The 22,877-nt window shown below is 70.2% G+C and carries 23 protein-coding genes and 2 tRNA genes; 18 read left to right on the top strand and 7 right to left on the bottom strand.

The window, feature by feature from the left end:
* Nucleotides 1–39: 39 nt before the first annotated feature.
* Together secG and B7W94_RS17120 are read left to right on the top strand one after the other, a co-directional pair.
* Nucleotides 40–288 carry a preprotein translocase subunit SecG gene (gene secG / locus B7W94_RS17125; RefSeq protein WP_025105023.1) on the top strand — a complete coding sequence of 83 codons (249 nt, stop codon included), beginning with the start codon at nucleotides 40–42 and terminating at the stop codon, nucleotides 286–288.
* The gene (locus B7W94_RS17120; RefSeq protein WP_025105022.1) at nucleotides 288–641 is read left to right on the top strand and encodes an RNA polymerase-binding protein RbpA; all 354 of its coding nucleotides are present in this window, start codon (nucleotides 288–290) and stop codon (nucleotides 639–641) included. Before secG ends, B7W94_RS17120 begins: the two co-directional genes overlap by 1 nt.
* 56 nt (nucleotides 642–697) lie before the next feature.
* On the opposite strand, the gene B7W94_RS17115 is transcribed toward B7W94_RS17120, so the two are convergent.
* Together B7W94_RS17115 and B7W94_RS17110 are read right to left on the bottom strand one after the other, a co-directional pair.
* Nucleotides 698–1,927: a hypothetical protein gene (locus B7W94_RS17115; RefSeq protein ID WP_085607832.1), complete on the bottom strand. Its 1,230-nt coding sequence runs from the start codon at nucleotides 1,925–1,927 to the stop codon at nucleotides 698–700.
* Between the two features lie 71 nt (nucleotides 1,928–1,998).
* Nucleotides 1,999–2,072, bottom strand: a tRNA-Gly gene (locus B7W94_RS17110).
* A gap of 94 nt (nucleotides 2,073–2,166) precedes the next feature.
* Between B7W94_RS17110 and B7W94_RS17105 the strand changes: the two genes are divergently transcribed.
* From B7W94_RS17105 to clpX, 11 genes are all read left to right on the top strand, one after another.
* Nucleotides 2,167–2,240, top strand: a tRNA-Pro gene (locus tag B7W94_RS17105).
* A gap of 60 nt (nucleotides 2,241–2,300) precedes the next feature.
* Nucleotides 2,301–3,779 (top strand): trigger factor, encoded by a 1,479-nt coding sequence (tig, locus tag B7W94_RS17100; RefSeq protein ID WP_085607830.1) that lies wholly within the window; start codon nucleotides 2,301–2,303, stop codon nucleotides 3,777–3,779.
* Nucleotides 3,780–3,851: 72 nt separating this feature from the next.
* Nucleotides 3,852–4,406 (top strand): tetratricopeptide repeat protein, encoded by a 555-nt coding sequence (locus tag B7W94_RS17095; protein WP_085607828.1) that lies wholly within the window; start codon nucleotides 3,852–3,854, stop codon nucleotides 4,404–4,406.
* A 21-nt stretch (nucleotides 4,407–4,427) separates the two neighbouring features.
* Entirely contained in the window at nucleotides 4,428–5,015 is a 588-nt protein-coding gene (locus B7W94_RS17090; RefSeq protein ID WP_025105018.1) for an ATP-dependent Clp protease proteolytic subunit, read from the top strand.
* 17 nt (nucleotides 5,016–5,032) lie between these two features.
* Nucleotides 5,033–5,674 (top strand): ATP-dependent Clp protease proteolytic subunit, encoded by a 642-nt coding sequence (locus B7W94_RS17085; RefSeq protein WP_025105017.1) that lies wholly within the window; start codon nucleotides 5,033–5,035, stop codon nucleotides 5,672–5,674.
* Between the two features lie 154 nt (nucleotides 5,675–5,828).
* Nucleotides 5,829–6,764 carry a sugar-binding transcriptional regulator gene (locus B7W94_RS17080; protein ID WP_060921184.1) on the top strand — a complete coding sequence of 312 codons (936 nt, stop codon included), beginning with the start codon at nucleotides 5,829–5,831 and terminating at the stop codon, nucleotides 6,762–6,764.
* Nucleotides 6,761–7,762 (top strand): deoxyribose-phosphate aldolase, encoded by a 1,002-nt coding sequence (deoC, locus tag B7W94_RS17075; protein ID WP_025105015.1) that lies wholly within the window; start codon nucleotides 6,761–6,763, stop codon nucleotides 7,760–7,762. The genes B7W94_RS17080 and deoC overlap by 4 nt, the downstream gene beginning before the upstream one ends.
* Nucleotides 7,763–7,772: 10 nt before the next feature.
* A complete protein-coding gene (locus tag B7W94_RS17070; RefSeq protein WP_062766778.1) occupies nucleotides 7,773–9,215 on the top strand; it encodes an aldehyde dehydrogenase family protein in 1,443 nt (480 codons plus the stop codon).
* The gene (locus B7W94_RS17065; RefSeq protein ID WP_085607826.1) at nucleotides 9,212–10,063 is read left to right on the top strand and encodes an aldehyde dehydrogenase family protein; all 852 of its coding nucleotides are present in this window, start codon (nucleotides 9,212–9,214) and stop codon (nucleotides 10,061–10,063) included. Before B7W94_RS17070 ends, B7W94_RS17065 begins: the two co-directional genes overlap by 4 nt.
* A 103-nt stretch (nucleotides 10,064–10,166) precedes the next feature.
* A complete protein-coding gene (locus tag B7W94_RS17060) occupies nucleotides 10,167–10,691 on the top strand; it encodes a hypothetical protein (protein WP_139833349.1) in 525 nt (174 codons plus the stop codon).
* Between the two features lie 117 nt (nucleotides 10,692–10,808).
* Nucleotides 10,809–12,077 (top strand): ATP-dependent Clp protease ATP-binding subunit ClpX, encoded by a 1,269-nt coding sequence (clpX, locus tag B7W94_RS17055; protein WP_025105011.1) that lies wholly within the window; start codon nucleotides 10,809–10,811, stop codon nucleotides 12,075–12,077.
* A gap of 8 nt (nucleotides 12,078–12,085) precedes the next feature.
* Here the strand turns inward: clpX and B7W94_RS17050 are convergent, their stop codons facing one another.
* The 3 genes from B7W94_RS17050 to B7W94_RS17040 are packed head-to-tail and all read right to left on the bottom strand — an operon-like array spanning nucleotide 12,086 to nucleotide 15,596.
* Complete coding sequence (locus B7W94_RS17050) at nucleotides 12,086–12,583, bottom strand: GyrI-like domain-containing protein (RefSeq protein WP_085607822.1); 498 nt, start codon at nucleotides 12,581–12,583, stop codon at nucleotides 12,086–12,088.
* Nucleotides 12,584–12,602: 19 nt separating this feature from the next.
* Entirely contained in the window at nucleotides 12,603–14,654 is a 2,052-nt protein-coding gene (locus B7W94_RS17045) for a M3 family metallopeptidase (RefSeq protein ID WP_085607820.1), read from the bottom strand.
* A gap of 9 nt (nucleotides 14,655–14,663) precedes the next feature.
* Complete coding sequence (locus tag B7W94_RS17040) at nucleotides 14,664–15,596, bottom strand: LysR family transcriptional regulator (RefSeq protein ID WP_085607818.1); 933 nt, start codon at nucleotides 15,594–15,596, stop codon at nucleotides 14,664–14,666.
* Between the two features lie 81 nt (nucleotides 15,597–15,677).
* Between B7W94_RS17040 and tdh the strand changes: the two genes are divergently transcribed.
* The 4 genes from tdh to B7W94_RS17020 are packed head-to-tail and all read left to right on the top strand — an operon-like array spanning nucleotide 15,678 to nucleotide 18,783.
* On the top strand, nucleotides 15,678–16,721 hold the full coding sequence (gene tdh, locus B7W94_RS17035) for an L-threonine 3-dehydrogenase (RefSeq protein ID WP_062634086.1): 1,044 nt from the start codon (nucleotides 15,678–15,680) through the stop codon (nucleotides 16,719–16,721).
* Nucleotides 16,721–17,899 (top strand): glycine C-acetyltransferase, encoded by a 1,179-nt coding sequence (locus B7W94_RS17030; protein WP_085607816.1) that lies wholly within the window; start codon nucleotides 16,721–16,723, stop codon nucleotides 17,897–17,899. Before tdh ends, B7W94_RS17030 begins: the two co-directional genes overlap by 1 nt.
* A gap of 54 nt (nucleotides 17,900–17,953) precedes the next feature.
* Nucleotides 17,954–18,568, top strand: coding sequence for an ArsR/SmtB family transcription factor (locus B7W94_RS17025; RefSeq protein WP_085607814.1), 615 nt, complete (start codon nucleotides 17,954–17,956; stop codon nucleotides 18,566–18,568).
* Nucleotides 18,565–18,783: a hypothetical protein gene (locus tag B7W94_RS17020; protein ID WP_085607812.1), complete on the top strand. Its 219-nt coding sequence runs from the start codon at nucleotides 18,565–18,567 to the stop codon at nucleotides 18,781–18,783. Before B7W94_RS17025 ends, B7W94_RS17020 begins: the two co-directional genes overlap by 4 nt.
* A gap of 83 nt (nucleotides 18,784–18,866) precedes the next feature.
* Here B7W94_RS17020 and B7W94_RS17015 read toward each other — a convergent pair whose 3' ends face one another.
* Both B7W94_RS17015 and valS read right to left on the bottom strand, forming a co-directional pair.
* The gene (locus B7W94_RS17015; RefSeq protein ID WP_025105004.1) at nucleotides 18,867–19,076 is read right to left on the bottom strand and encodes a hypothetical protein; all 210 of its coding nucleotides are present in this window, start codon (nucleotides 19,074–19,076) and stop codon (nucleotides 18,867–18,869) included.
* Complete coding sequence (gene valS, locus B7W94_RS17010) at nucleotides 19,076–21,670, bottom strand: valine--tRNA ligase (protein ID WP_085607810.1); 2,595 nt, start codon at nucleotides 21,668–21,670, stop codon at nucleotides 19,076–19,078. The genes B7W94_RS17015 and valS overlap by 1 nt, the downstream gene beginning before the upstream one ends.
* Before the next feature lie 157 nt (nucleotides 21,671–21,827).
* Here valS and B7W94_RS17005 point away from each other — a divergent pair, with 157 nt between their 5' ends.
* Nucleotides 21,828–22,877 carry a P1 family peptidase gene (locus tag B7W94_RS17005; protein ID WP_062766748.1) on the top strand — a complete coding sequence of 350 codons (1,050 nt, stop codon included), beginning with the start codon at nucleotides 21,828–21,830 and terminating at the stop codon, nucleotides 22,875–22,877.

Raw genomic sequence — 22,877 nt, 5'->3', positions numbered from 1 at the left:
GTTACGGGGGCGCTCCGGCCCCAGCGAAAGGCTCTTTCCGTGGCAATTCTCGAGTTCGTCCTGCAGGTCGTGCTGGGCATCACCAGCGTCCTGCTGACTCTCCTCATCCTCTTGCACAAGGGTCGCGGCGGCGGCCTGTCCGACATGTTCGGCGGCGGCATGACCACTGCGGTCGGCTCCTCCGGTCTCGCGGAGCGGAACCTGAACCGCTTCACCGTCGTCCTGGCGCTCACGTGGTTCATCGCCATCGTGGCGCTCGGCCTCATCACGAAGTTCGAGGTGATCTGATGGCTACCGGTGGAAACGCGATCCGCGGTACCCGTGTCGGTTCCGGTCCCATGGGGGAGCAGGACCACGGCTACCACGCCGACCGCATCGCGGTGTCGTACTGGGACGGTCTCGGCAACGAGACGGTCCGCTACTTCGCCGCCGGTCTCCCCGAGGAGGAGATCCCGGAGATCATCGACCACCCGCAGTCCGGTCTTCCGGCCGGGCGCGACAAGGAGAACCCTCCTGCCGTCGCCAAGGCCGAGCCGTACAAGACGCACCTGGCCTACGTGAAGGAGCGTCGCACGGACGAGGAGGCCGTCCAGCTCCTGGAGGACGCCCTCACCCAGCTTCGCGAGCGTCGGGGTCAGTGACCGCCGACTGAGCGAGAGGAGAAGCCGCCGTGGTGACCACGGCGGCTTCTTCCGTCTCAGCGGCAGCCGGCCGCCGCGTCGATGTAGTTCTGCGGGGGATACCCGTAGGCCCAGACCCCGTTGGCGTCGTCCGTGAAGCCCATGCTGATCGCCCAGGCCGTCGCCCACTTCTCGATGCTGTCCTGGGTGGACGAGTCGTACATGCCCTCGCACTTCACGCTGATGGCATGGCCCACCTCATGGGCGACGAGCGCGCGGCTGCGTTCGGCGGGCCACTGCTCCGCCACCGAGTCCGACAGCTGGATGACCGCGCGCCCCGGATCGTCCCACCACCAGGTGGTGTACCCGCCCATGCTGCCGTTGTACCCGGCGCCGTTGACGAGCGGGGCCCAGTCGAACTCCAGCAGGACGCCGGGCGCGAGAGACCGCGCGAACGCCTCCACCTCGAGGCGGGCGTTCTGCAGCGGACCGGCCTTCTCCGCGAGCTCGGCGTTCTCCGCGGAGACGACCTCGGTGGCGGCCTGCTGCAGGGCGACATAGGCGGCCGCGGCCGCGTCGTCGACCTCGGTGACGGCGAGAGCGTCGGATGCGGCTCCGCGCAGAGCGATCACGGCGGCGTTGCGAGTGGACGGATGCGCGGTCTCGAAGTCGCCCGCGGCCTCGGCCGCGGCGGTGAGCACGGACACGCCGGTCGTCCGCACCGCGTCCACGCTCGCGGCGGCGGACGCGGAGGCGCTGTCCATCGACTCGGCGACGTCGCGCAGGATGCTCTGGTCCTCGGCGAGACGGCTCGTCGCGGCGAAGAGGTCCCAGAACCAGCCGGGTTTCGTCTCGTCGGCCGGGAGCCGCGTCGCGAGGACGTCCTCGGCCTCGCCGCCGGTGGTCTCGCCCTCCGCCACGGCGGAGTCCAGGGCCGCCCAGAGGTCGTCGGGGACGGCGAGGGCGGGCGCGCCGGTGTCGATGATGATGTGGCCGGCATCCGTCGCCGCGATCAGATCGGCGGTCCGCTGCCGGAGTTCCGTCTGCTGGGCGGTCACCGATCGGGTGGCGTCCTCGACCCCGCTAGCGGCCTCGTCGTATCCCTGGTTCGCGACGAGCTGCGTGATGCCGAGACCCGTCAACACCGCGACCGTGCCGACGGTGCCGGCGAGGACGCCCCTGAGCGATCGCCGGTCGCGCGGCGGCCGGGGCACGCTTGACGGCGAGGAGAGGACGGCCGGGAGGCGATGCCCACCCGGAGCCGGCACCATGGCGGTCGCGGCAACCGACGGCGGAGGGGCGGTCACGAGGCGCTCATCTCGGCAGGCCTTCCGGTCGGGAGCTGATCCTGTCAGCGTATTCGACCGAGGTGACAACGTGGAGGGGGTGACGGGAATCGAACCCGCGCAATCAGTTTGGAAGACTGAGACTCTACCATTGAGCTACACCCCCGGAACCGGAGTCCGGACTCCATCGATCATAGCGGACGGTCGGGCATGCTCCTGTCCGTTAGACTCGGTGGGGCTGAATCTGCGTGCGGATTCCCCGGGGCGTAGCTCAGCTTGGTAGAGCGCCCGCTTTGGGAGCGGGAGGTCGCAGGTTCAACTCCTGTCGCCCCGACTCGACCCCACGACCTTCCAGCCGCGTTCTGCGCGGAAACCACAAGGAGAACACACCAGCATGGCGAACAGCACCGTCGAGAAGCTGACCCCGACCCGGGTCAAGCTCACCATCACGGTCACCCCGGACGACCTCAAGCCCAGCATCGCGCACGCCTACGAGCACATCGCGCAGGACGTCCAGATCCCCGGCTTCCGCAAGGGCAAGGTGCCCGCTCCGATCATCGACCAGCGCATCGGCCGCGGCGCCGTCATCGAGCACGCCGTGAACGAGGGCCTGGACAAGTTCTTCCGCGAGGCGACCGCCGAGCACAAGCTCCGCATCGTCGGCCGCCCGTCGGCCGAGATCACGCAGTGGCCGAACGAGAAGGACTTCTCTGGCGACCTGCTCGTCGACGTCGAGGTCGACGTGCGGCCGGAGATCGAGCTCCCCGACTACGCGGGCATCACCCTCGAGGTCGACGCCGTGGAGGCCGACGAGGCCGCCCTCGACGCCGAGCTCGAGAACATGCGCGCCCGCTTCGGCACGCTCATCCCCGTCGACCGCCCCGCAGCCAAGGGCGACTTCGTCGAGCTGGACCTCGTCGCCACCATCGACGGCGCCGAGATCGACCGCGCCGAGGGCGTCTCCTACGAGATCGGCTCCGGCGAGCTCCTCGAGGGCATCGACGACGCGATCGAGTCGCTCACCGCCGGTGAGGACACCACCTTCCGCTCCGCCCTCGTCGGCGGCGACCACGCCGGTAAGGAGGCGGAGGTCTCCGTCACCGTCAAGGCCGTCAAGGAGCGCGAGCTCCCCGAGGCCGACGACGAGTTCGCGCAGATCGCGAGCGAGTTCGACACGATCGCCGAGCTGCGCGACAGCCTGCGCGAGCGCGTCGAGCAGCAGGGCGTCTTCACGCAGGGCTCCGCAGCCCGCGACAAGCTCGTCGAGACGCTGCTCGCGCAGATCGAGATCCCGGTCCCGCCGCAGCTCATCGAGGACGAGGTGCACAACCACCTCGAGGGCGAGGGCCGTCTCGAGGACGACGTGCACCGCGCCGAGGTGACCGAGGCCAGCGAGAAGCAGTTCCGCACGCAGGTGCTGCTCGACACGATCGCCGAGCAGGCCGACGTGCAGGTCTCGCAGGAGGAGCTCTCGCAGTACCTCATCCAGTCCGCCGCGCAGTACGGCATGGCGCCGCAGGAGTTCGTCGAGGCGCTGCAGTCCTCGAACCAGCTCCCCGCGCTGGTCGGCGAGGTCGCCCGGAACAAGGCGCTCGCGATCGCCCTGGGCAAGGTCAAGGTCGTGGACACCAACGGCAAGGCCGTCGACCTCTCCGACTTCGTCGTGACCGATGACGAGGCCGAGTCCGAGGACGAGAAGCCCGCCGAGGCCGAGGAGAAGCCGGCCGCGAAGAAGAAGGCCCCCGCCAAGAAGGCGGCCGCCAAGAAGGATGCCGACGCGGACGAGAAGCCCGCTGCGGAGAAGAAGCCCGCCGCCAAGAAGCCGGCGGCGAAGAAGGCTCCGGCCAAGAAGGACGCCGACACCGCCGAGTGATCGGCACGGTCGAGTGAAGAGGGCGGGTGCTGCGGCATCCGCCCTCTTTCTCATCGAGGGAAGGACGACGGGATGACGAGCTGGGACGACCGCATCGAGCAGGTGTGGGCGGAGGCCTCCGGAGAGGAGGTCGGCGACGAGACGATCGCGCGCATCGACGCCCTCGCCGCCGAGCGGGGTGCGGACGACGCCAGGGCCGAGTTCGAGCGCGCCGGTGCCCGCGATTCCGCCGGCCGCCCGGCGGAGGCCGTGGAGCTGTACCGCCGCGCTCTGGCGCTCGGCCTCGGCGAGGAGCATCGCCCGCAGTGCGTGATCCAGCTCGCGAGCTCGCTGCGCAACCTCGGAGACTACGACGAGGCGCTGCGGGTGATCCGCGCCGAGGAGGAGATCGCGGCGGACGGTCCGTATCGGGACGCGGTCGCGGTGGTGCACGCCCTCATCCTCGCGAGTGCCGGCCGGCCCGCGCAGGGCCTGTCGGTGGCCATCCTCGCGCTCGTCCCGCACCTGCCGCGCTACCACCGGTCGATGACGGCGTACGCGCACGAGATCGCGGGCAGCGACACCGGATATGCCGACGGCGAACACGACCTAGGGGCTGTGCGCGCGCCGGTAGATTCGAATCACTGAAACACGGAAGCAGGAGCTGACATGGCTGAACCCCTCGTCGCGACAAGCGTCTTCGACAGGTTGCTGAAGGACCGCATCATCTGGCTCGGCTCGGAGGTGCGAGACGACAACGCCAACGAGATCTGCGCGAAGATCCTCCTTCTCGCCGCCGAAGACTCCGAGAAGGACATCTACCTCTACATCAACTCGCCCGGCGGCTCGATCACCGCGGGCATGGCGATCTACGACACGATGCAGTTCGTGCCGAACGACATCGTCACCGTCGGCATCGGCATGGCCGCGTCCATGGGCCAGCTGCTGCTGACCAGCGGCACCAAGGGCAAGCGCTACATCACGCCGAACGCCCGCGTGCTGCTGCACCAGCCGCACGGCGGCTTCGGCGGCACCGCGAGCGACATCCAGACCCAGGCGCAGCTCATCCTGTCGATGAAGAAGCGCCTCGCCGAGATCACCGCGTCGCAGACCGGCAAGCCCGTCGAGCAGATCAACGCCGATGGCGACCGCGACCGCTGGTTCACGGCGGAGGAGGCCCTCGAGTACGGCTTCGTCGACCACATCCGCGAGCACGCCAGCGACGTCACCGGCGGCGGCGGCACGGGCGTCGAGTAAGGATTCGAGAGGACACCATGTACACACCCACGTTCCAGTCCGCCGGAAACCTGCCCTCCAGCCGGTATGTGCTGCCGCAGTTCGAGGAGCGCACCGCCTACGGCTTCAAGCGCCAGGACCCGTACAACAAGCTGTTCGAAGACCGTGTGATCTTCCTCGGCGTGCAGGTCGACGACGCGTCGGCCGACGACGTCATGGCACAGCTCCTCGTCCTGGAGAGCCAGGACTCCGAGCGCGACATCACCATGTACATCAACTCGCCCGGTGGCTCGTTCACCGCGATGACGGCGATCTACGACACGATGCAGTACGTCGCGCCGCAGATCCAGACCGTCGTGCTCGGCCAGGCGGCCTCGGCCGCGTCCGTGCTGCTCGCGGCCGGTGCCCCCGGCAAGCGTCTCGCCCTGCCGAATGCGCGCGTGCTGATGCACCAGCCCGCGATGGGGGAGGCCGGCCACGGTCAGGCCTCCGACATCGAGATCCAGGCGGCGGAGATCCTCCGCATGCGCACCTGGCTCGAGGAGACCATGGCCCGTCACACCGGCAAGCCGGTCGAGCAGGTCAACCGCGACATCGATCGCGACAAGATCCTCTCGGCCAACGAGGCGCTGGAGTACGGCATCGTCGACCAGGTGCTCACCTCGCGCAAGCGCGCGTAGTCCGCATCCGCAGAGAAGGACGCCCGTCGAATCGACGGGCGTCCTTCTCGCGTCTCCGGCGAATGCGCGCGGGAGGATGGCGGGACTGCGCATATGAGCAGATGGGTGCGCGAACGCTGAATCCGGCCTACCCTGGAGGAGGAAGGAGGACACCGTGGAAGAAGATCTGCTCATGGTCCGGGTCGCCGAGCTGTACTACGACGAGGACAAGACGCAGGACGAGATCGGTGGTCTCCTGAAGATCTCCCGCTGGAAGGTCGGGCGCCTCCTCACGCAGGCGCGTCAGCGGGGGATCGTCCGCATCGAGATCGTCCACCCGCGCGCCCGTCGGCTCGGCCTCGAACGCGAGCTCGTGGAGCGGTTCGGCTTGACCGACGCCGTGGTCGTCCCCTCGCCGGAGGGCGACGAGGGCACCCTGGAGCGCGTCGCTCAGGCGGCGGCCGACTTCCTGACCGCCCTCCGTCCTGTTCCGCGCACGCTCGGCGTGAGCTGGGGCAAGACCCTCCGCGCCGTGGCCGAGGCCCTCCCCGACGGCTGGGCGAACGGCGTCACCGTCGTGCAGCTCAACGGCGGTGTCAGCCTCAACCGGCGCTCGGGCGGGGCCGCAGGACTCGCGGTGACCATCGCCCAGCGCGCCTCCGGCCAGGTCTCCCTGCTGCCGAGCCCCGCGATCCTGGAGCACGTCGAGACGAAGCAGGCCATCGAAGGCGACCGCACCGTCGCGGCCGTGCTGGAGGAGGCCGCGGACGCTCAGGCGTTCCTGTTCACCGCCGGACCGTGCGATGCGACCTCCGCCCACGTCGAGAACGGCTATCTCACGGCCGCCGATGTGGAGGAGCTGGCGCGCCGCGGCGCCGTCGGCGACGTCCTCGGGCGCTACGTCGACGCCGAGGGCAACATCGTCGACCCGCAACTGGACGCCCGCACGGTCGGCGTCTCGCTCGACCGCCTGCGCGGCGCCGCGCGGGCCATCTTCGTGACGGCGGGCCCCGCCAAGCACGACATCGCGCGCACGGTCGTGACCAGCGGCCTGTGCGGGGTCCTGGTGACCGATGAGACCACAGCACGAGCATTGTTGGAGGAACAGTGACGACGACAGAACTCAGCCGCAGGACGGCGGTGGACGTCCTCGGCGGTGAGCCGGACGACGCCACCCTCCGTCGTTTCCTGCACGGCCTCCCCGGCGTGGACGCCGTCGGGCTGGAGCAGCGCGCTGCCGGCCTCGGCACGCGCTCCATCAAGACCACGTCGAAGGCGTGGGCGCTGGACACGATCATCAAGCTGATCGACCTGACCACCCTGGAGGGGGCGGACACCCCTGGCAAGGTCCGTTCGCTCGTCGCCAAGGCGAAGAACCCCGACGCCGCCGACCCCTCGACGCCCCGCGTCGCCGCGGTCTGCGTCTACGGCGACATGGTCGCCGGAGCGGTCGAGGCTCTCGGCAGCCTGCACGGCGACCCCGACGACGGCCTCATCTCGGTCGCCGCGGTGGCCACCGCCTTCCCGAGCGGCCGGTCCTCCCTCGCGATCAAGCTCGCCGACACCGCGGAAGCGGTCGCCGCGGGTGCGGACGAGATCGACATGGTCATCGACCGTGGTGCGTTCCTGTCCGGCCGCTACGGGCTGGTGTTCGATCAGATCGCTCAGGTCAAGGAGGCGTGCCGCCGTGAGGACGGCTCGTACGCCTCGCTCAAGGTGATCCTCGAGACCGGCGAGCTGAACACGTACGACAACATCAAGCGTGCCTCCTGGCTCGGCATCCTCGCCGGCGGCGATTTCATCAAGACCTCGACGGGCAAGGTGCAGCCGGCGGCGACGCTGCCGACCACGCTGCTCATGCTGGAGACGGTGCGCGACTGGTATCGCGGGACGGGGGAGCGCATCGGCGTGAAGCCCGCCGGCGGCATCCGCTCGTCGAAGGACGCGGTCAAGTACCTCGTCACCGTCGCCGAGACCGTGGGGGAGGAGTGGCTCCAGCCGCACCTGTTCCGCTTCGGCGCCTCGAGCCTGCTCAACGACGTGCTCCTGCAGCGCCAGAAGCTCACCACCGGCCACTACTCCGGCCCCGACTACGTCACGATCGACTAGGACACCCGACATGTCATTCCTGGAATACGCTCCGGCTCCGGAGTCCACGGCGGTGCTGAACCTCAAGGACAGCTACGGGCTGTTCATCGACGGCGAGTTCGTCGACGGCTCCGGCACCCCCTTCCGCACCATCTCCCCGGCGACGGAGAAGGAGATCGCCGAGATCGCCTCCGCCGACGACGCGGACATCGACCGCGCTGTCGCCGCGGCCCGTCGCGCCTACGACAAGGTCTGGTCGCGCATGAGCGGCCGCGACCGGGGCAAGTACCTGTTCCGCATCGCCCGCCTCGTGCAAGAGCGCGCCCGCGAGCTCGCCGTCGCCGAGAGCCTCGACAACGGCAAGCCCATCAAGGAGAGCCGCGACGTGGACGTGCCCCTCGTCGCGTCCTGGTTCTTCTACTACGCGGGCTGGGCCGACAAGCTCGACTACGCCGGGCTGGGTGCGAACCCGCGTGCTCTGGGTGTCGCCGGTCAGGTCATCCCGTGGAACTTCCCGCTGTTGATGCTCGCGTGGAAGCTCGCGCCCGCGCTGGCGGCCGGAAACACGGTCGTGCTCAAGCCGGCCGAGACCACGCCGCTGACGGCACTGATCTTCGCCGAGATCCTGCAGCAGGCCGATCTCCCTGCCGGTGTCGTGAACATCGTCACCGGAGCCGGGGCGACCGGTGCCGCCCTGGTCCGTCACCCGGACGTCGACAAGGTCGCCTTCACCGGCTCGACGGGTGTGGGTCGCGACATCGCCCGCGCCGTGGCGGGGACGAACAAGAAGCTGACGCTGGAGCTGGGCGGCAAGGCCGCGAACATCGTCTTCGACGACGCGCCGATCGATCAGGCCGTCGAGGGCATCGTCAACGGCATCTTCTTCAACCAGGGCCACGTGTGCTGTGCGGGCAGCCGCCTGCTGGTGCAGGAGTCCATCCATGACGAGGTCGTCGACCGGCTGAAGAACCGGCTGTCGACGCTGCGTCTCGGTGACCCGCTCGACAAGAACACGGACATCGGCGCGATCAACTCCGCCGCGCAGCTCGCCCGTATCCGTGAGCTCAGCGACATCGGCGAGGCCGAGGGTGCCGAGCGCTGGACCGCCGACTGCGCGATCCCGGAGCAGGGCTTCTGGTTCGCTCCGACGATCTTCACCGGCGTCGAGGCCTCGCACCGCATCGCCCGCGACGAGGTCTTCGGGCCGGTGCTGTCGGTCCTCACCTTCCGGACGCCCGCTGAGGCGATCGCCAAGGCCAACAACACCCCGTACGGTCTCTCCGCCGGCATCTGGTCGGACAAGGGCTCGCGCATCCTCGCCGTCGCCGACCGGCTGCGCGCGGGCGTCGTGTGGGCGAACACGTTCAACCGTTTCGACCCGTCGAGCCCGTTCGGCGGCTACAAGGAGTCCGGGTACGGCCGCGAGGGCGGTCGCCAGGGCCTCACCGCCTATCTCAAGGGAGCCGCAGCATGAGCAAGCGACTGACCGTTCCGAAGACCTACAAGCTCGCGATCGGCGGGGCCTTCCCCCGGAGCGAGTCCGGACGCACGTACGAGGTCGTCTCCCGCAAGGGCGCCTTCCTCGCCAACGCCGCCAAGGCCTCCCGCAAGGACGCCCGCGATGCGGTCGTCGCCGCGCGCGCCGCCGTCAAGGGCTGGTCGGGGGCGACGGCCTACAACCGCGGCCAGGTGCTCTACCGGGTCGCCGAGGTCCTGGAAGGGCGTCGCGCGCAGTTCGTCGACGAGATCGTGGCGCAGGAGGGCATCTCGTCCTCGGCGGCCACGGCGCAGGTCGACGAGGCGATCGATCTCTGGGTCTGGTACGCCGGCTGGTGCGACAAGTACGCCCAGGTGGCGGGAAACGCGAACCCCGTCTCCGGTCCGTACTTCAACATCTCGGTGCCCGAGCCCACCGGTGTGGTCGCCATCGTGGCCCCGCAGGACTCGGCGCTGCTCGGCCTGGTCTCGGTGGTCGCCCCGGCCCTCGTCGCCGGGAACACCATCGTCGTGGTCGCGAGCGAGCAGTACCCGCTCTCCGCGATCAGTCTCGCCGAGGTGCTCGCGACCAGTGATGTCCCAGGGGGCGTGGTGAACGTGCTCACCGGCTCGCCGGCGGAGATCGCGCCGTGGCTCGCCTCGCACCAGGATGTGAACGCCCTCGATCTCGCCGGCGCGGGCGCGCTGGAGTGGGTCGACATGCAGATCGCCGCGGCGGAGACGCTGAAGCGCGTGCTCGCCCCCGGCGACGTGGTCGCCTCGCCGGAGCGGATCGCCGCGTTCACCGAGGTCAAGACGGTCTGGCACACCAAGAGCATGGTCTGACGACACGTCAGGATGACCGAGTGCCCCGTCGCGCATCGCGCGGCGGGGCCCTCGTCGTGCGAGCAGCGTGCGGGCGACGCCGGTGCTGTGGTTTCATGACGGCATGATGGTGATCTCCGGCGTCCCCGCTCGCCCCGGGCGAGTGACGCTCGTGCTGGCGGCGATCCTGCTGCTCGGCGGCTGCGCTGCCGCGCCGGCTGACGTGGGCGCAGGAGACCCGACGCCGACTGTGACGCCCGCCGCCGCCTGCCCGCAGGTGGACGGCGCCGAGCTTCCGCCGGAGTGTGCGCCGTACGACCCGGAACACGCGATGGAGCAGAACGACCGGCATCGTGAGCGGATGGAGACGTCGGTCGAGGCGCGGGCGGCCGCCGAGCAGCCGGTGGCGGACCTCCGCGTGCGTCTCGAAGCGCTGCGCACGGAGAGCACGATCTCCGTGACCGCCGTCCAGGATGCCTTGCGCGAGGTCGGCCTCGTCCATCACGTCGCCCGGGGAGATGCGCGCGCGGTGGCGTTCGGGGCCGACGGTCCCGAGGGTGGCTGCGTCTTCGGAGAGGTGCGTCCCGACGAGGTCCGTGTCGAGGTCGGCGGATACATCATGGACGGCGGCTGCCTCCCCGCGGAATGACGGTGGAGGCGCCGTCGTCCGCAGGACCCGCCGAACGACTCGTCGCCAATGCGGCCCGGTGTCGTATGCAGCGGTTAGGCTCGAAGAACGATCCTGATCCCCCCGAGGAGGACGCGCATGGCCCGCATCGGTGAAAGCGCTGACCTGTTCAAGTGCTCTTTTTGCGGAAAGAGCCAGAAGCAGGTGCAGCAGCTCATCGCCGGACCCGGCGTGTACATCTGCGACGAGTGCGTCGAGCTCTGCAACGAGATCATCGAAGAGCGCATGGCGGAGTCGTCTGCCGAGGGTGTCGCCGAGTTCGAGCTGCCGAAGCCCCGCGAGATCTTCACGTTCCTCGAGGAGTACGTCGTCGGACAGGAGCCCGCTAAGCGTGCGCTGTCCGTCGCCGTCTACAACCACTACAAGCGCGTGCGCGCTCACGGCACCCTGCAGCCTGCTGAGCAGAAGGCCGAAGAGGTCGAGATCGCCAAGAGCAACATCCTGCTCATCGGGCCCACGGGCTGCGGCAAGACCTACCTGGCGCAGACGCTCGCCAAGCGCCTCAACGTGCCGTTCGCCGTCGCCGACGCGACGGCACTGACCGAGGCGGGCTACGTCGGCGAAGACGTCGAGAACATCCTCCTCAAGCTCATCCAGGCCGCCGACTACGACGTGAAGCGCGCCGAGCAGGGCATCATCTACATCGACGAGGTCGACAAGATCGCCCGCAAGGCCGAGAACCCGTCGATCACCCGCGACGTGTCGGGCGAGGGCGTGCAGCAGGCGCTGCTGAAGATCATCGAGGGCACGGTCGCCTCGGTGCCGCCGCAGGGTGGTCGCAAGCACCCGCACCAGGAGTTCCTGCAGATCGACACCTCGAACGTGCTCTTCATCGTGGCCGGCGCCTTCGCCGGTCTGGAGGACATCGTCTCGGCGCGCGTCGGCAAGCACGGTGTCGGCTTCGGTGCTCCGCTGCACGACAAGGGCAAGGACCTCGACCTGTTCAGCGAGGTGCTCCCGGAAGACCTCCACAAGTTCGGTCTCATCCCGGAGTTCATCGGTCGTCTGCCCGTCGTGACGAACGTGTCACCGCTCGACCAGGCCGCCCTCATCGACATCCTCACCGGTCCGCGCAACGCCCTCGTGAAGCAGTACCAGCGCATGTTCGAGCTCGACGGCGTCCAGCTGGAGTTCGAGGAGGACGCGCTACGGTCGATCGCCGACCTCGCCGTCGAGCGCAAGACCGGTGCCCGCGGACTCCGTGCCATCCTGGAGGACGTGCTCGGTCCGGTGATGTTCGAGATCCCGTCCGCCGAAGACGTCGCGAAGGTGATCATCACCCGTGCCGCCGTCGACGAGGGCGCCCCGCCCACCATCGTGATGGAGCGCAAGCGCAAGAGCGCCTGAACGCCTGCTCAGGCCACGGGCATGAGCAGGTCCGTGCGGAGCTCGTCGGGATCGACACCGGCGTCCGAGACGTAGACCTCGATCCAGACGCCGCGCGGGTGCAGCCCCGCCTCCGCGGCGCGCGCGACCAGCCCGGCCCACCCGGCACCGAGACCGTCGTAGGAACCGAAGACGCTGCTCGCGACGGCCTGCCCGCTCGGCAGGGTCGCGGCGATGATGGCGGCCCCGTCGCCGGTGGCGATCGGGTCGGATGGCGGGGCCTGCACGGGGAAGCCCAGCTCCAGGTCGAACACGCCCATCGGATCGCCGTGATAGATCGCGAGTGCCGGGCCGGCGGGGATCAGCGTGCCGGCGGCGAAGGCTGCACCGATCGCCGCGTATCCGGAGTCGAAGGCATCGCGGAGGTCGGCGATCCGGATGCCCTCGCGGCGGATGACGGCCAGGGGAACGGCCTCCAGCTCCAGGCTGTCCGTCGGGCCGAAGGGAGCGTCAGGGAATGCGTCCATGCGCTCAGGGTCTCACGACTCAGGAATCCAGTCCACGGCGTTTCAGGAGCGGCTCGATCTCGGCGTCCCGACCGCGGAAGTCGCGGTAGGCGGCCAGCGGGTCCTTCGAGCCGCCGACACCGAGCAGCAAGTCGCGGAAGCGGTCCCCATTGGCGCGGGTGAGGCCGCCGTTCTCCCGGAACCACTCCACGGTGTCGGCGTCGAGCACCTCGCTCCAGATGTACGAGTAGTACCCGGCGCTGTAGCCGCCGGAGAAGACGTGGGCGAAGTAGGTGGAGGAGTACCGGGTCGGGACGGCGGGGTCGTCGAGGCCGATGTCCGCCAGCGCGGCCGCCTCGAAGCCGGCGACATCGTCCACTGTGTCCTCGGCGGAGAGCCGGTGCCACGCCTGATCCAGCCACGCCGCGGCGAGGTACTCGCTGGTCGCGTGCCCCTGGTCGAAGGTCGCGGTCGCTCGCAGCCGCTCCACGATGGCGGGATCCAGCGGCTCACCGGTCTCGTGGTGCCGGGCGTAGTGGTCGAGGACCTCGGGCCAGAGGACCCACATCTCGTTCACCTGGCTGGGGAACTCGACGAAGTCGCGGAACACGTTGGTCCCGGCGAAGTGCGGGTAGGTCACCGTGGCGAACAGGCCGTGCAGAGCGTGCCCGAACTCGTGGAACAGCGTCGTCACCTCGTCGAGCGTCAGCAACGTGGGCTCGCCGTCCCCGGGCTGCGGGACGTTGAGGTTGTTGACCACGACCGGGGCGCTGCCGCGCAGACGGGACTGGCTGACGATCGCGTTCATCCAGGCGCCGCCGCGCTTGGAGTCGCGGGTGTAGAGGTCGAGCACGTAGAGCCCGAGCGGGGAGTCGTCGGCGTTGCGCACCTCGAAGACGCGGGCCTGCGGGTGATAGGCCGCGAGGTCGTGCCGTTCATGGAAGGTCACCCCGTACAGGCAGGTCGCCGCGAAGAACACGCCATCCTGCAGCACGCGCTCCGCCTCGAACCAGGGGCGCAGGGCGGCGGTGTCGATGTCGTAGCGGGCGGTGCGCACGCGCTCGGCGTAGAACGCCCAGTCGTGGGCCTCCACGGGGAAGGGCTCCGGTTCGGTCTCGTCGACGATGGCCTGGAGCGCGTCCCGTTCGGCGCGGGCGTTGCGGGCGGACGGCGCGGCCAGTCGTCGCAGCATCCGCTCGACGGCCTCGGGGGAGCCCGCCGTCTCGTCGGCGGTGACGTAGGCGGCGTGCGAGGCGTAGCCGAGGAGGCGCGCGCGCTCGGCGCGGAGGCGCACGATCTCGCGCAGCACCGGACGGTTGTCGTTGCCGTTGTCCCGCGAGCCCCGCGCGCGGGACGCCGCCATGATCCGGCGGCGGGATTCCCGCACCGCGAGCCGGGCGAGCGCCGGATGGCCGGTGAACAGCGGCAGGGTGAGGAGGTAGCGGCCGTCGAGCCCGCGGTCGGCCGCGGCGCGTGCGGCGGCGGACAGCTCACCCGGGCTCAGGCCCTCCAGGTCGGCCGCGGCGTCGAAGACCACGGCGAGGTCGTTCGTATCGCTCAGCAGGTTCCGCTCGAACGTGTTCGTGAGCACCGACAGCTTCTGGTTCAGAGCCGTGAGCTGCGCCTTCGCCTCGTCGTCGAGCGCGGCGCCGGCATGCGTCATCTCGCGGTGGTGGCGCTCCACGAGATACCGCTGCTCAGGATCGAGGTCGAGCGCCTCGCGCTGCTCGTACAGGTGGGCCACGCGCGCGTAGAGGGCCGCATCCAGCGTGATCGCATCCTGATGGGCAGCCATGAGCGGCGCGAGCTCCTCGTCGATCGCCTGGATCTCCGGCGTGGCATCGGCGGAGCTCACCGTGTAGAACGCGTGCGCCACCCGGTCGAGGAGCGCGCCGGACCTCTCCAGTGCCTCGAGGGTGTTCTCGAACGTCGGCATCGACCGCACGCGGGTGATGTTCGCAACCTCGGCGAGCTGCTCCGCGAACCCGGCGCGGAAGGCGGGGAGGTAGTGCTCCGGACGGATGGCCCGATAGTCCGGGAGCCCGAAGGGGAGGGTCGACGGCTGCAGCAGCGGGTTCGTGGCGTCGCTCATCCTCCGAGCCTAGCCATCGCCGTCCCCGGAACGCTCCGCGCTCAGACGGGTCATCACCTCTCGCAGGGCGTCGACGACGACACGGACCGAGCGGCGGCGCAGGTTCTCCGGGCGCGCGAGGACGTCGATCATGCGGTGCGTGCTCACGCCTCGGAGCGGGATGCGCACGATGGCACGATCGTCCACGCTGCGCGAGGTGAACCGGGGGAGCATCCCCACGACACCACCGGCCGCGACCACCGCCGACACCGCACCGTAGTCGTTGATACGGTGCCGGACCTCGACCGGGCGGCGGGCGACGGCGGCGACGGCGCGGAGCACGTCGTCGGGGGAGTACCCCACACGGCTCGTCACCCACTGCTCGTCGGCGATCTCGTCCGGCGAGAGGGTGCGGCGACCGGCGAGAGGGTGCTCGGCGGAGACGGCGACGTCCAGAGGCTCGCGGACGAGACCCACGGCGCGGACACCCTCGGTCGGCCACGGCGCGGAGTGCTCCATCCGATGGGCGAGGACGAGGTCGTACCGCGCGGTGAGCCCGGGGAACTCGCTCTGCGCGACGTCCTCGTCCGTGAGACGCACGGTCGGGGCGTGCTCCTTGCCGGACAGCTCCCGCACGAGCGGGCCGAAGAGTGCCTGACCGACGCTGTGGAAGCCGCTGATGCTCACCTCTCCCGTCGCCGCGTCCTCGAAGTCGTCCAGGGCGTGGCGCGCCGCCGCCATCGCGTCGATGGCCTCGGCTCCGGCTGCTGCCAGGACCTCGCCGGCGGCGGTCAGCACGAGGGTACGGCCCTGGCGACGGGTGAGCGGGGCCGGGAAGGAGCGCTGCAGTGCGGCGAGCTGCTGCGAGACCGCGGAGGGGGTGACCCGCAGCGCCTCGGCGACGGCGGTCGCGCTTCCCAGCGCTCCGAGTTCGCGGAGGATCTGGAGCTGGTGGAGTTCCACGACGACAGTTTAGTTCCCTCTACAGGGCGGATGCAGAAGATGCCGATTGTTCTACAGCAACGGATGCGATGAGATCAGAGCATGAGAGCTCTGTTCAAGGAGGAACCCGGCGCCGGCCTCGCGCTCGTGGAGCGTCCCGACCCCGTCGCGGGTCCCGGCGAGGTCGTCATCCGTGTCCTCCGCACCGGCATCTGCGGAACCGATCTGCACATCCGGCGATGGGACGACTGGGCGGCCTCCGCGATCGCCGCGCCCCTCATCCCGGGACACGAGTTCTACGGGGAAGTCGTCGAGGTCGGGCCGCTCGTCCACGACATCGCGGTCGGCGACCGGGTGTCCGGCGAAGGACACATCGTCTGCGGCACCTGTCGGAACTGCCGCGCCGGACGGCGGCAGATGTGCATCCGCACGATCGGACTCGGGCTGCAGCGCGACGGCGCCTTCGCCGAGTACCTCTCGCTGCCGGCGACGAACGTGTGGGTCCACCACGCCGAGGTCACCCCGGAGCTCGGCGCGATCTTCGACCCGCTCGGCAACGCCGTGCACACCGCCCTCCGCTTCCCGCTCGTCGGTGAGGACGTGCTCGTCACCGGGTGCGGTCCGATCGGCCTGATGGCGATCGCCGTCGCCCGGCATGCGGGCGCCCGCTTCATCGTCGGGACCGACGTGAGCGCGCCGCGCCTGGAGATGGCGCGCGGGATGGGAGCCGACGAGGTCGTCGACGTCTCCCGCCAGGAGATCCGCGACGCGCAGCGGGCGCTCGGCATGCGCGAGGGCTTCGACATCGGCTTCGAGATGAGCGGCGCGGCGTCGGCGCTCCCGGCGATGATCGACAACATGAACCACGGCGGACGCATCGCCATGCTCGGGCTGCCGTCGACCGGGTTCGACATCGACTGGGGCAAGCTCGTCACGCACATGCTCACGATCACCGGGATCTACGGCCGGGAGATGTTCGAGACGTGGAACGCCATGGGCGCGATGCTCCAGACGAGTGCGACGTTGCGCGAAGCCATCGGCCGGGTGATCGCCGAGGTCGTACCGGCGCGCGACTGGGAGCGCGGATTCGCGGCGGCGGAGTCCGCCGGCACGGGCAAGATCATCCTCGACTGGACGGAGCTGTGATGTACGCGACCTTCAAGGACCATGTGGCGCAGGAGCTGGCGGGAATCGAGGAGGCGGGGCTCACCAAGCGCGAGCGCGGCATCCGCGGACCGCAGCGGGCGGAGATCACGGCCGACGGCGCCGAGGTGCTCAACTTCTGCGCCAACAACTACCTGGGGCTGGCCGACGACCCGCGAATCCTCGCTGCGGCCCGGACGGCCCTGGACGAGTGGGGGTACGGGCTCGCGAGCGTCCGCTTCATCTGCGGCACCCAGGAGCAGCACCTCGAACTGGAGCGTCGGCTCGCGGACTTCCTCGGCACCGATGACGCGATCCTCTACTCCTCCTGCTTCGACGCGAACGGCGGTGTCTTCGAGACGCTGTTCTCCGCCGAGGACGCGATCATCTCGGACGAGTTGAACCACGCGTCCATCATCGACGGGATCCGGCTGTCCAAGGCGCGCCGGCTCCGGTACCGCAATCGCGACATGGCGGATCTGGAGGAGCAGCTGCGGGCGGCCGCCGATGCCCGGTTCCGCGTGATCGTGACCGACGGTGTCTTCTCTATGGACGGCTACATCGCCCCGCTGGCCGAGATCTGCGACCTGGCGGAACGCTACGACGCGCTCGTCTTCGTGGACGATTCGCACGCGGTCGGCTTCGTCGGCGAGAACGGACGCGGGACGCCGGAGCTGTGCGGCGTCGCAGATCGCGTGGACATCTACACCGGCACGTTCGGCAAGGCGCTGGGCGGCGCCTCCGGCGGGTACGTCGCCTCGCACGCGGAGATCGTCGCGCTGCTGCGTCAGCGCTCCCGCCCGTACCTGTTTTCGAACACCCTCGCTCCGGCCATCGTGGCCGGCACGCTGACCGCGCTCGACCTGGTCGAGGGATCGGCCGACCTCCGGGCGCGGCTGCGCGACAACGCGGCCCTGTTCCGCGCCCGGATGGCGGAGGAGGGGTTCGACCTGCTTCCGGGGGAGCACCCGATCGTGCCCGTCATGTTCGGCGATGCCGGTCTCACAGCCCGAATCGCCACGGCGATGCAGGACCAGGGCGTGTACGTGACCGCGTTCAGCTTCCCGGTGGTGCCGCGGGGCAAGGCGCGGATCCGGGTGCAGCTCTCCGCCGCGCACACCCCCGACCAGGTGGAGCGGTGCGTGGCGGCCTTCGTCGCGGCCCGGGAGTCCGTGAGCTGACCGTATGCAAAGAAAGACTTGCAAAGCTTTGTTTGCAAGCGTAACTTTGCATTCATGACGAACGAGACGCAGGTACGGACGCTGGATGCGGGGGCGCTCAAGGCGCTCGCCCATCCGCTGCGGGTCAGGATCTTCGATCTGCTCGCCTCTCGTGGTCCTCAGACGGCCAGCTCTCTCGCGGCCCTCGTGGGGGAGACCTCGGGATCCACCAGCTACCACCTCCGCGCCCTCGCCGCCCACGACCTCATCCGCGAGGTGGAAGGCCGGGGCACGGCACGGGAGCGATGGTGGGAGCGTCCGAAGGGCCGGATCGACGTGCCGGGGCCGGACGAGCAGATGTCGCCGGCGAACCGCGCTGCGGCGCAGATCGTGACCTCGGAGTTCTTCCGACTCCGGCACGAAACGCTGATGCGGTACCTCAACCGCCCGGAGTCCGAGGTCCCCGAGGGCTGGCGCGACGTGGGCGTGACGATCACCACGCACCTGGACATGACCGCGGAGCAGGCGATGTCGCTGCGGGCCGAGCTGGAGGCGGTCGTGGAGAAGGCGATCGCGCAGTACCGCGGTCAGGAGGGGCCCGACGTGCGCCGCGTCTCCCTCCGCGCCGAGATCTTCGATCTGCCGACACCGGATGGTGCGGCCACGACCGAGGCGACGGAGGCATCATGACCGCCGCGACTCTGCACCTCGTCAGCCCCACGCGGACGGAGCGCGGCCTGCTGCGCCTCGCCGACCGGGTCACCGCCATGATCGAGCACCGGATCGAGCGTCGCGCACAGCGGCGGACCCTCGCCCTCGACCTCCTCCGCGAACAGCAGGCCCGCCGCCACGACCCGCACGCCGTGGATCATCTCCTCGCGCAGCTCGGAGCCCCGCGCCGCTGACCCGAGACCCCGGGTACGCGTCGAGACCCCCTCCTTCCCGCGCGGGAAGGAGGGGGTCTCGACGATGAAGCGGGGTCTCGGAATCAGAAGGGGCGGGCGATGACCTCGCCGGAGGGGGTCTGGAGGACCTCCCAGCCGGCGTCGAGCTCGGCGATCGCGCGGCCCTCGAGCCAGGTGAGGGTCCAGTGGCCGGTGAGGCCCTGGGACTCGACCTCGGCGATCGCGGGACGCAGCGCCTCGGGAACCGACGCGGGCGGCTGAGCACCCGTGGCCCACCGCGTGCCGAGCTGCATCAGGAGGCCTCGACCGGGGCGAGCTCGATCGCGGTGACCGCGAACTCCTCCGCCTCGGTGATCTCGAGCTCGGCGATGCGGCCGACCGCGCGGAGGTCGTCCGCTGCGGCGCGCAGGGCCTCGACCTTCGCGGCGGGAGCGGCGATGGCGGCACGGGAGACCGGGGTCTTCTGCGATGCCTTCGCCTCGGTCTTCGCGCGCCGGATGCCGATGAGCGCCTCGCTCGCGGCGGCCAGCACGGCCGGGTCGCCCTCGATGCCGAGCTTCTCGGGCCACGCAGCCGTATGCACGGAGCCCTCCTCGAACCAGGACCACGCCTCCTCCGTGGCGAAGGAGAGCACCGGGGCGAGCAGCCGGAGCAGCGTGGACAGCGCCAGACGCAGCGCGAGGGCGGCCGAGGCCTGGCCCACGTCGTTCTGGTTGTAGGCGCGCTCCTTCACGAGCTCCAGGTAGTCGTCGCAGAAGGTCCAGAAGAACGCCTCGGTCAGCTCCAGCGCCCGCGCCGCGTCATACCGGTCGAAGGCCGCGGTCGCCTCGGCCACCACGCCGTCGAGTGCCGTGAGCATCGAGGCGTCGAGCGCGTGCGTCACCTGAGCGCCCTCGGGCACGGGGAACGACAGCACGAACTTGGCGGCGTTGAGCACCTTGATCGCGAGACGCCGGCCGATCTTCACCTGGGTCGGGTTCTGCGGGTCGAAGGCCGCGTCCATGCCGAGGCGGCTCGACGCCGCCCAGTACCGCACCGCGTCCGAGCCGTGGGCGTCGAGCACGTCGGCCGGGGTGACCACGTTGCCCTTCGACTTCGACATCTTCTTGCGGTCGGGGTCGACGATGAAGCCCGAGATGGCGGCGTTCTTCCACGGGGCGCGGCCGTCTTCGAGCGTGGAGCGCAGCATGGTCGAGAAGAGCCAGGTGCGGATGATGTCCTGTCCCTGCGGGCGCAGGTCGAACGGAGCGGTGAGCTGCCACAGCTCCTCGTCGCGCTGCCAGCCGCCCGCGAGCTGCGGGGTCAGCGACGAGGTCGCCCACGTGTCGAGGATGTCGGCCTCGGCGTCGAACCCGCCCGGCACGCCGCGCTGGGCCTCGGTGTAGCCGGCCGGCACATCCGTGGTCGGGTCGATGGGCAGCGCGGCCGCATCCGGGGTGAGCACCCGGTCGTAGTCGCGCTCCCCGTTCTCGTCCAGCGCATACCAGAGCGGGATCGGCACGCCGAAGAACCGCTGCCGGGACACGAGCCAGTCGCCCGTGAGGCCGCCGACCCAGTTCTCGTAGCGGACCCGCATGAAGTCGGGGTGCCACGCCAGCTCGGTACCGTGCGCGAGGAGCTGATCGCGCAGCTCCCCGTCGCGGGCGCCGTTGCGGATGTACCACTGCCGGGTCGAGACGATCTCGAGCGGGCGGTCGCCCTTCTCGAAGAACTTCACGGCGTGCTGGAAGGGCTTGCCGACGGCGGTCATGTCGCCGGTCTCCTGCAGCTTCTCCACGATCGCCTTGCGGGCGCTGAAGACCGTCTTGCCCGCCACGTTCTCCGCGTACCAGGCGCGTGCGTCGGCGTCGGCCACGATCGACGGGGCCTCGGCGAGGAAGCGGCCGTCGAGACCGATCGTCGTCATGTTCGGCAGGGACTCGCCGGCGGCGGTGCGCAGCTCGCGCCACCAGATGATGTCGGTCACGTCGCCGAAGGTGCAGACCATGGCCGCGCCCGTGCCCTTGTCGGGCTGGGCGAGGTGGTGGCCGTGGATCTCGATCTCGGCGCCGAAGTAGGGCGTGCGGATCTTGGTGCCGATGAGGTGCTTGTGCGGTCCCTCGGGGTGGGTCACGATCGCGATGCACGCGGGGAGGAGCTCGGGGCGCGTGGTGTCGATCGCGATGGAGCCGGAGCCGTCCGCGAAGGGGAACTCGATCGTGTGGTACGCGGCCTGCTGGTCGCGGTCCTCGAGCTCGGCCTGCGCGATCGCGGAGCGGAAGTCGATGTCCCACAGCGTCGGCGCGAGGGCCTGGTATGCCTCGCCGCGCTCGATGTTGCGGAGGAAGGCGAGCTGGCTCTGCCGGATCGTGTCGTCGGAGATGGTGCGGTAGGTCTGCGTCCAGTCCACGCTCAGCCCGAGCTGACGGAACAGCGCCTCGAACTGCTTCTCGTCCTCGATCGTGAGGCGCTCGCACAGCTCGATGAAGTTGCGACGGCTGATCGGCTGCTGGTCCGCGGCCCGGCTCGACTTGTTGTCGCCGCCCTCGAACGGCGGGGTGAAGTCGGCGTCGTAGGGGAGCGAGGGGTCGCAGCGCACGCCGTAGTAGTTCTGCACGCGGCGCTCGGTGGGCAGGCCGTTGTCGTCCCAGCCCATCGGGTAGAACACGGTCTTGCCGCGCATGCGCTCGTACCGGGCCTTGACGTCGGTGTGCGTGTAGGAGAACACGTGACCGATGTGGAGGCTGCCCGAGGCGGTGGGCGGCGGGGTGTCGATCGAGTAGACGCCCTCACGACCGAGCTCGGCGGCGCGCAGACGGTCGAACAGGTATGTGCCCTGCTCCGCCCAGGCGGCGTCCCACTTCGCTTCGAGACCTTCGAGTGCGGGCTTGTCGGGAATGGCGGACATGGAGGTCTCCTCGAGCGATGTATGCGGCACTGTGTGAGCGTGCCTGAGTGTGGGTGGTGCCGCCCAGTCTACCGAGCGCACGGGCGGGGCGCTCGACCCGGCGGAGCCTCCGGCGCGGCGCTGCGGTCGGTCCCTCCGACGCTGGAAGGATCGGAGCATGACACCGCCGTCGTCCTCGTCCTCCCGTCCCCGTCTCGCCGACCTCGGTGTGCCGTCCGGAGCCTTCCCGCGCGGCGCGGAGAACGCGATCACCGACGTCCCCGGTGTGCGGGTGGGGCATGCCACGCTGCACGGCGACGGTCTGCACACGGGCGTGACGGCGATCGTCCCCGACGCCCTCACCGCCGAGCGTCGGAGCCTTCCCGCGAACCTCTCCGTGGGCAACGGCTACGGCAAGCTCGTCGGCGCCACACAGCTCCGGGAGCTCGGGGCGCTGGAGACGCCGATCCTGCTGACCTCGACGCTGTCCGTGTTCCGCGTCGCGGACGCGCTGCTCGGGCATCTGCTGGCGACGCCGGCGCACGCACGGACGACCACGCTGAACCCGGTGGTGGGCGAGACGAACGATGGGTTCCTCTCCGATATCCGACGGCGCGCCGTGGGGCAGGAGCAGGTGGCGGCGGCCCTGGCCGCGGCGGCTCCGGGAGCGGTCGCGGAGGGAGGCGTGGGCGCCGGTGCCGGGACCGTCGCCCTCGGGTACAAGGGTGGCATCGGCACGGCATCGCGGCTGGTCGAGGTCGCGGGGCGCTCGCGCACCGTGGGGGCGCTCGTGCAGACCAACTTCAGCGGCACGCTGCGGATCGCGGGAGTCCCGCTGCCCGCGGAGGAGCTGCTCGCCGATGCTCCGGCACAGCCTGTGGGCAATTCCTGCATGATCGTCGTCGCGACGGACGCGCCCGTCGAGGGGCGGCAGCTGGGCCGCGTGGCCAACCGGGCCGTGTTCGCGATGCGCGGTGTCGGCGCCGACTATGCGCAGGGCAGCGGCGACTACGCGATCGCCTTCTCGGTGCACGACCAGGCGGACGGCGGTCCGGCGGCGGACGACGAGCTCTCGCCGCTCTTCGCCGCGACGATGGACGCGGTCGAGGAGGCCCTGGTCAACTCGGTGCTCGCCGCGGAGACCACCGTGGGCCCCGAGGGGCGGACGGCGCACGCGGTGCCGATCGACCGGGTGCGGGAACGCCTGGCTCGCGCCGGGGTCGTCTGA

This window comes from Microbacterium sp. LEMMJ01 (genome assembly GCF_002114135.1).
Lineage (GTDB): Bacteria > Actinomycetota > Actinomycetes > Actinomycetales > Microbacteriaceae > Microbacterium.
Note: the sequence above shows the minus strand (reverse complement) of the source record. Positions and strands in the feature narration are given on the sequence as shown.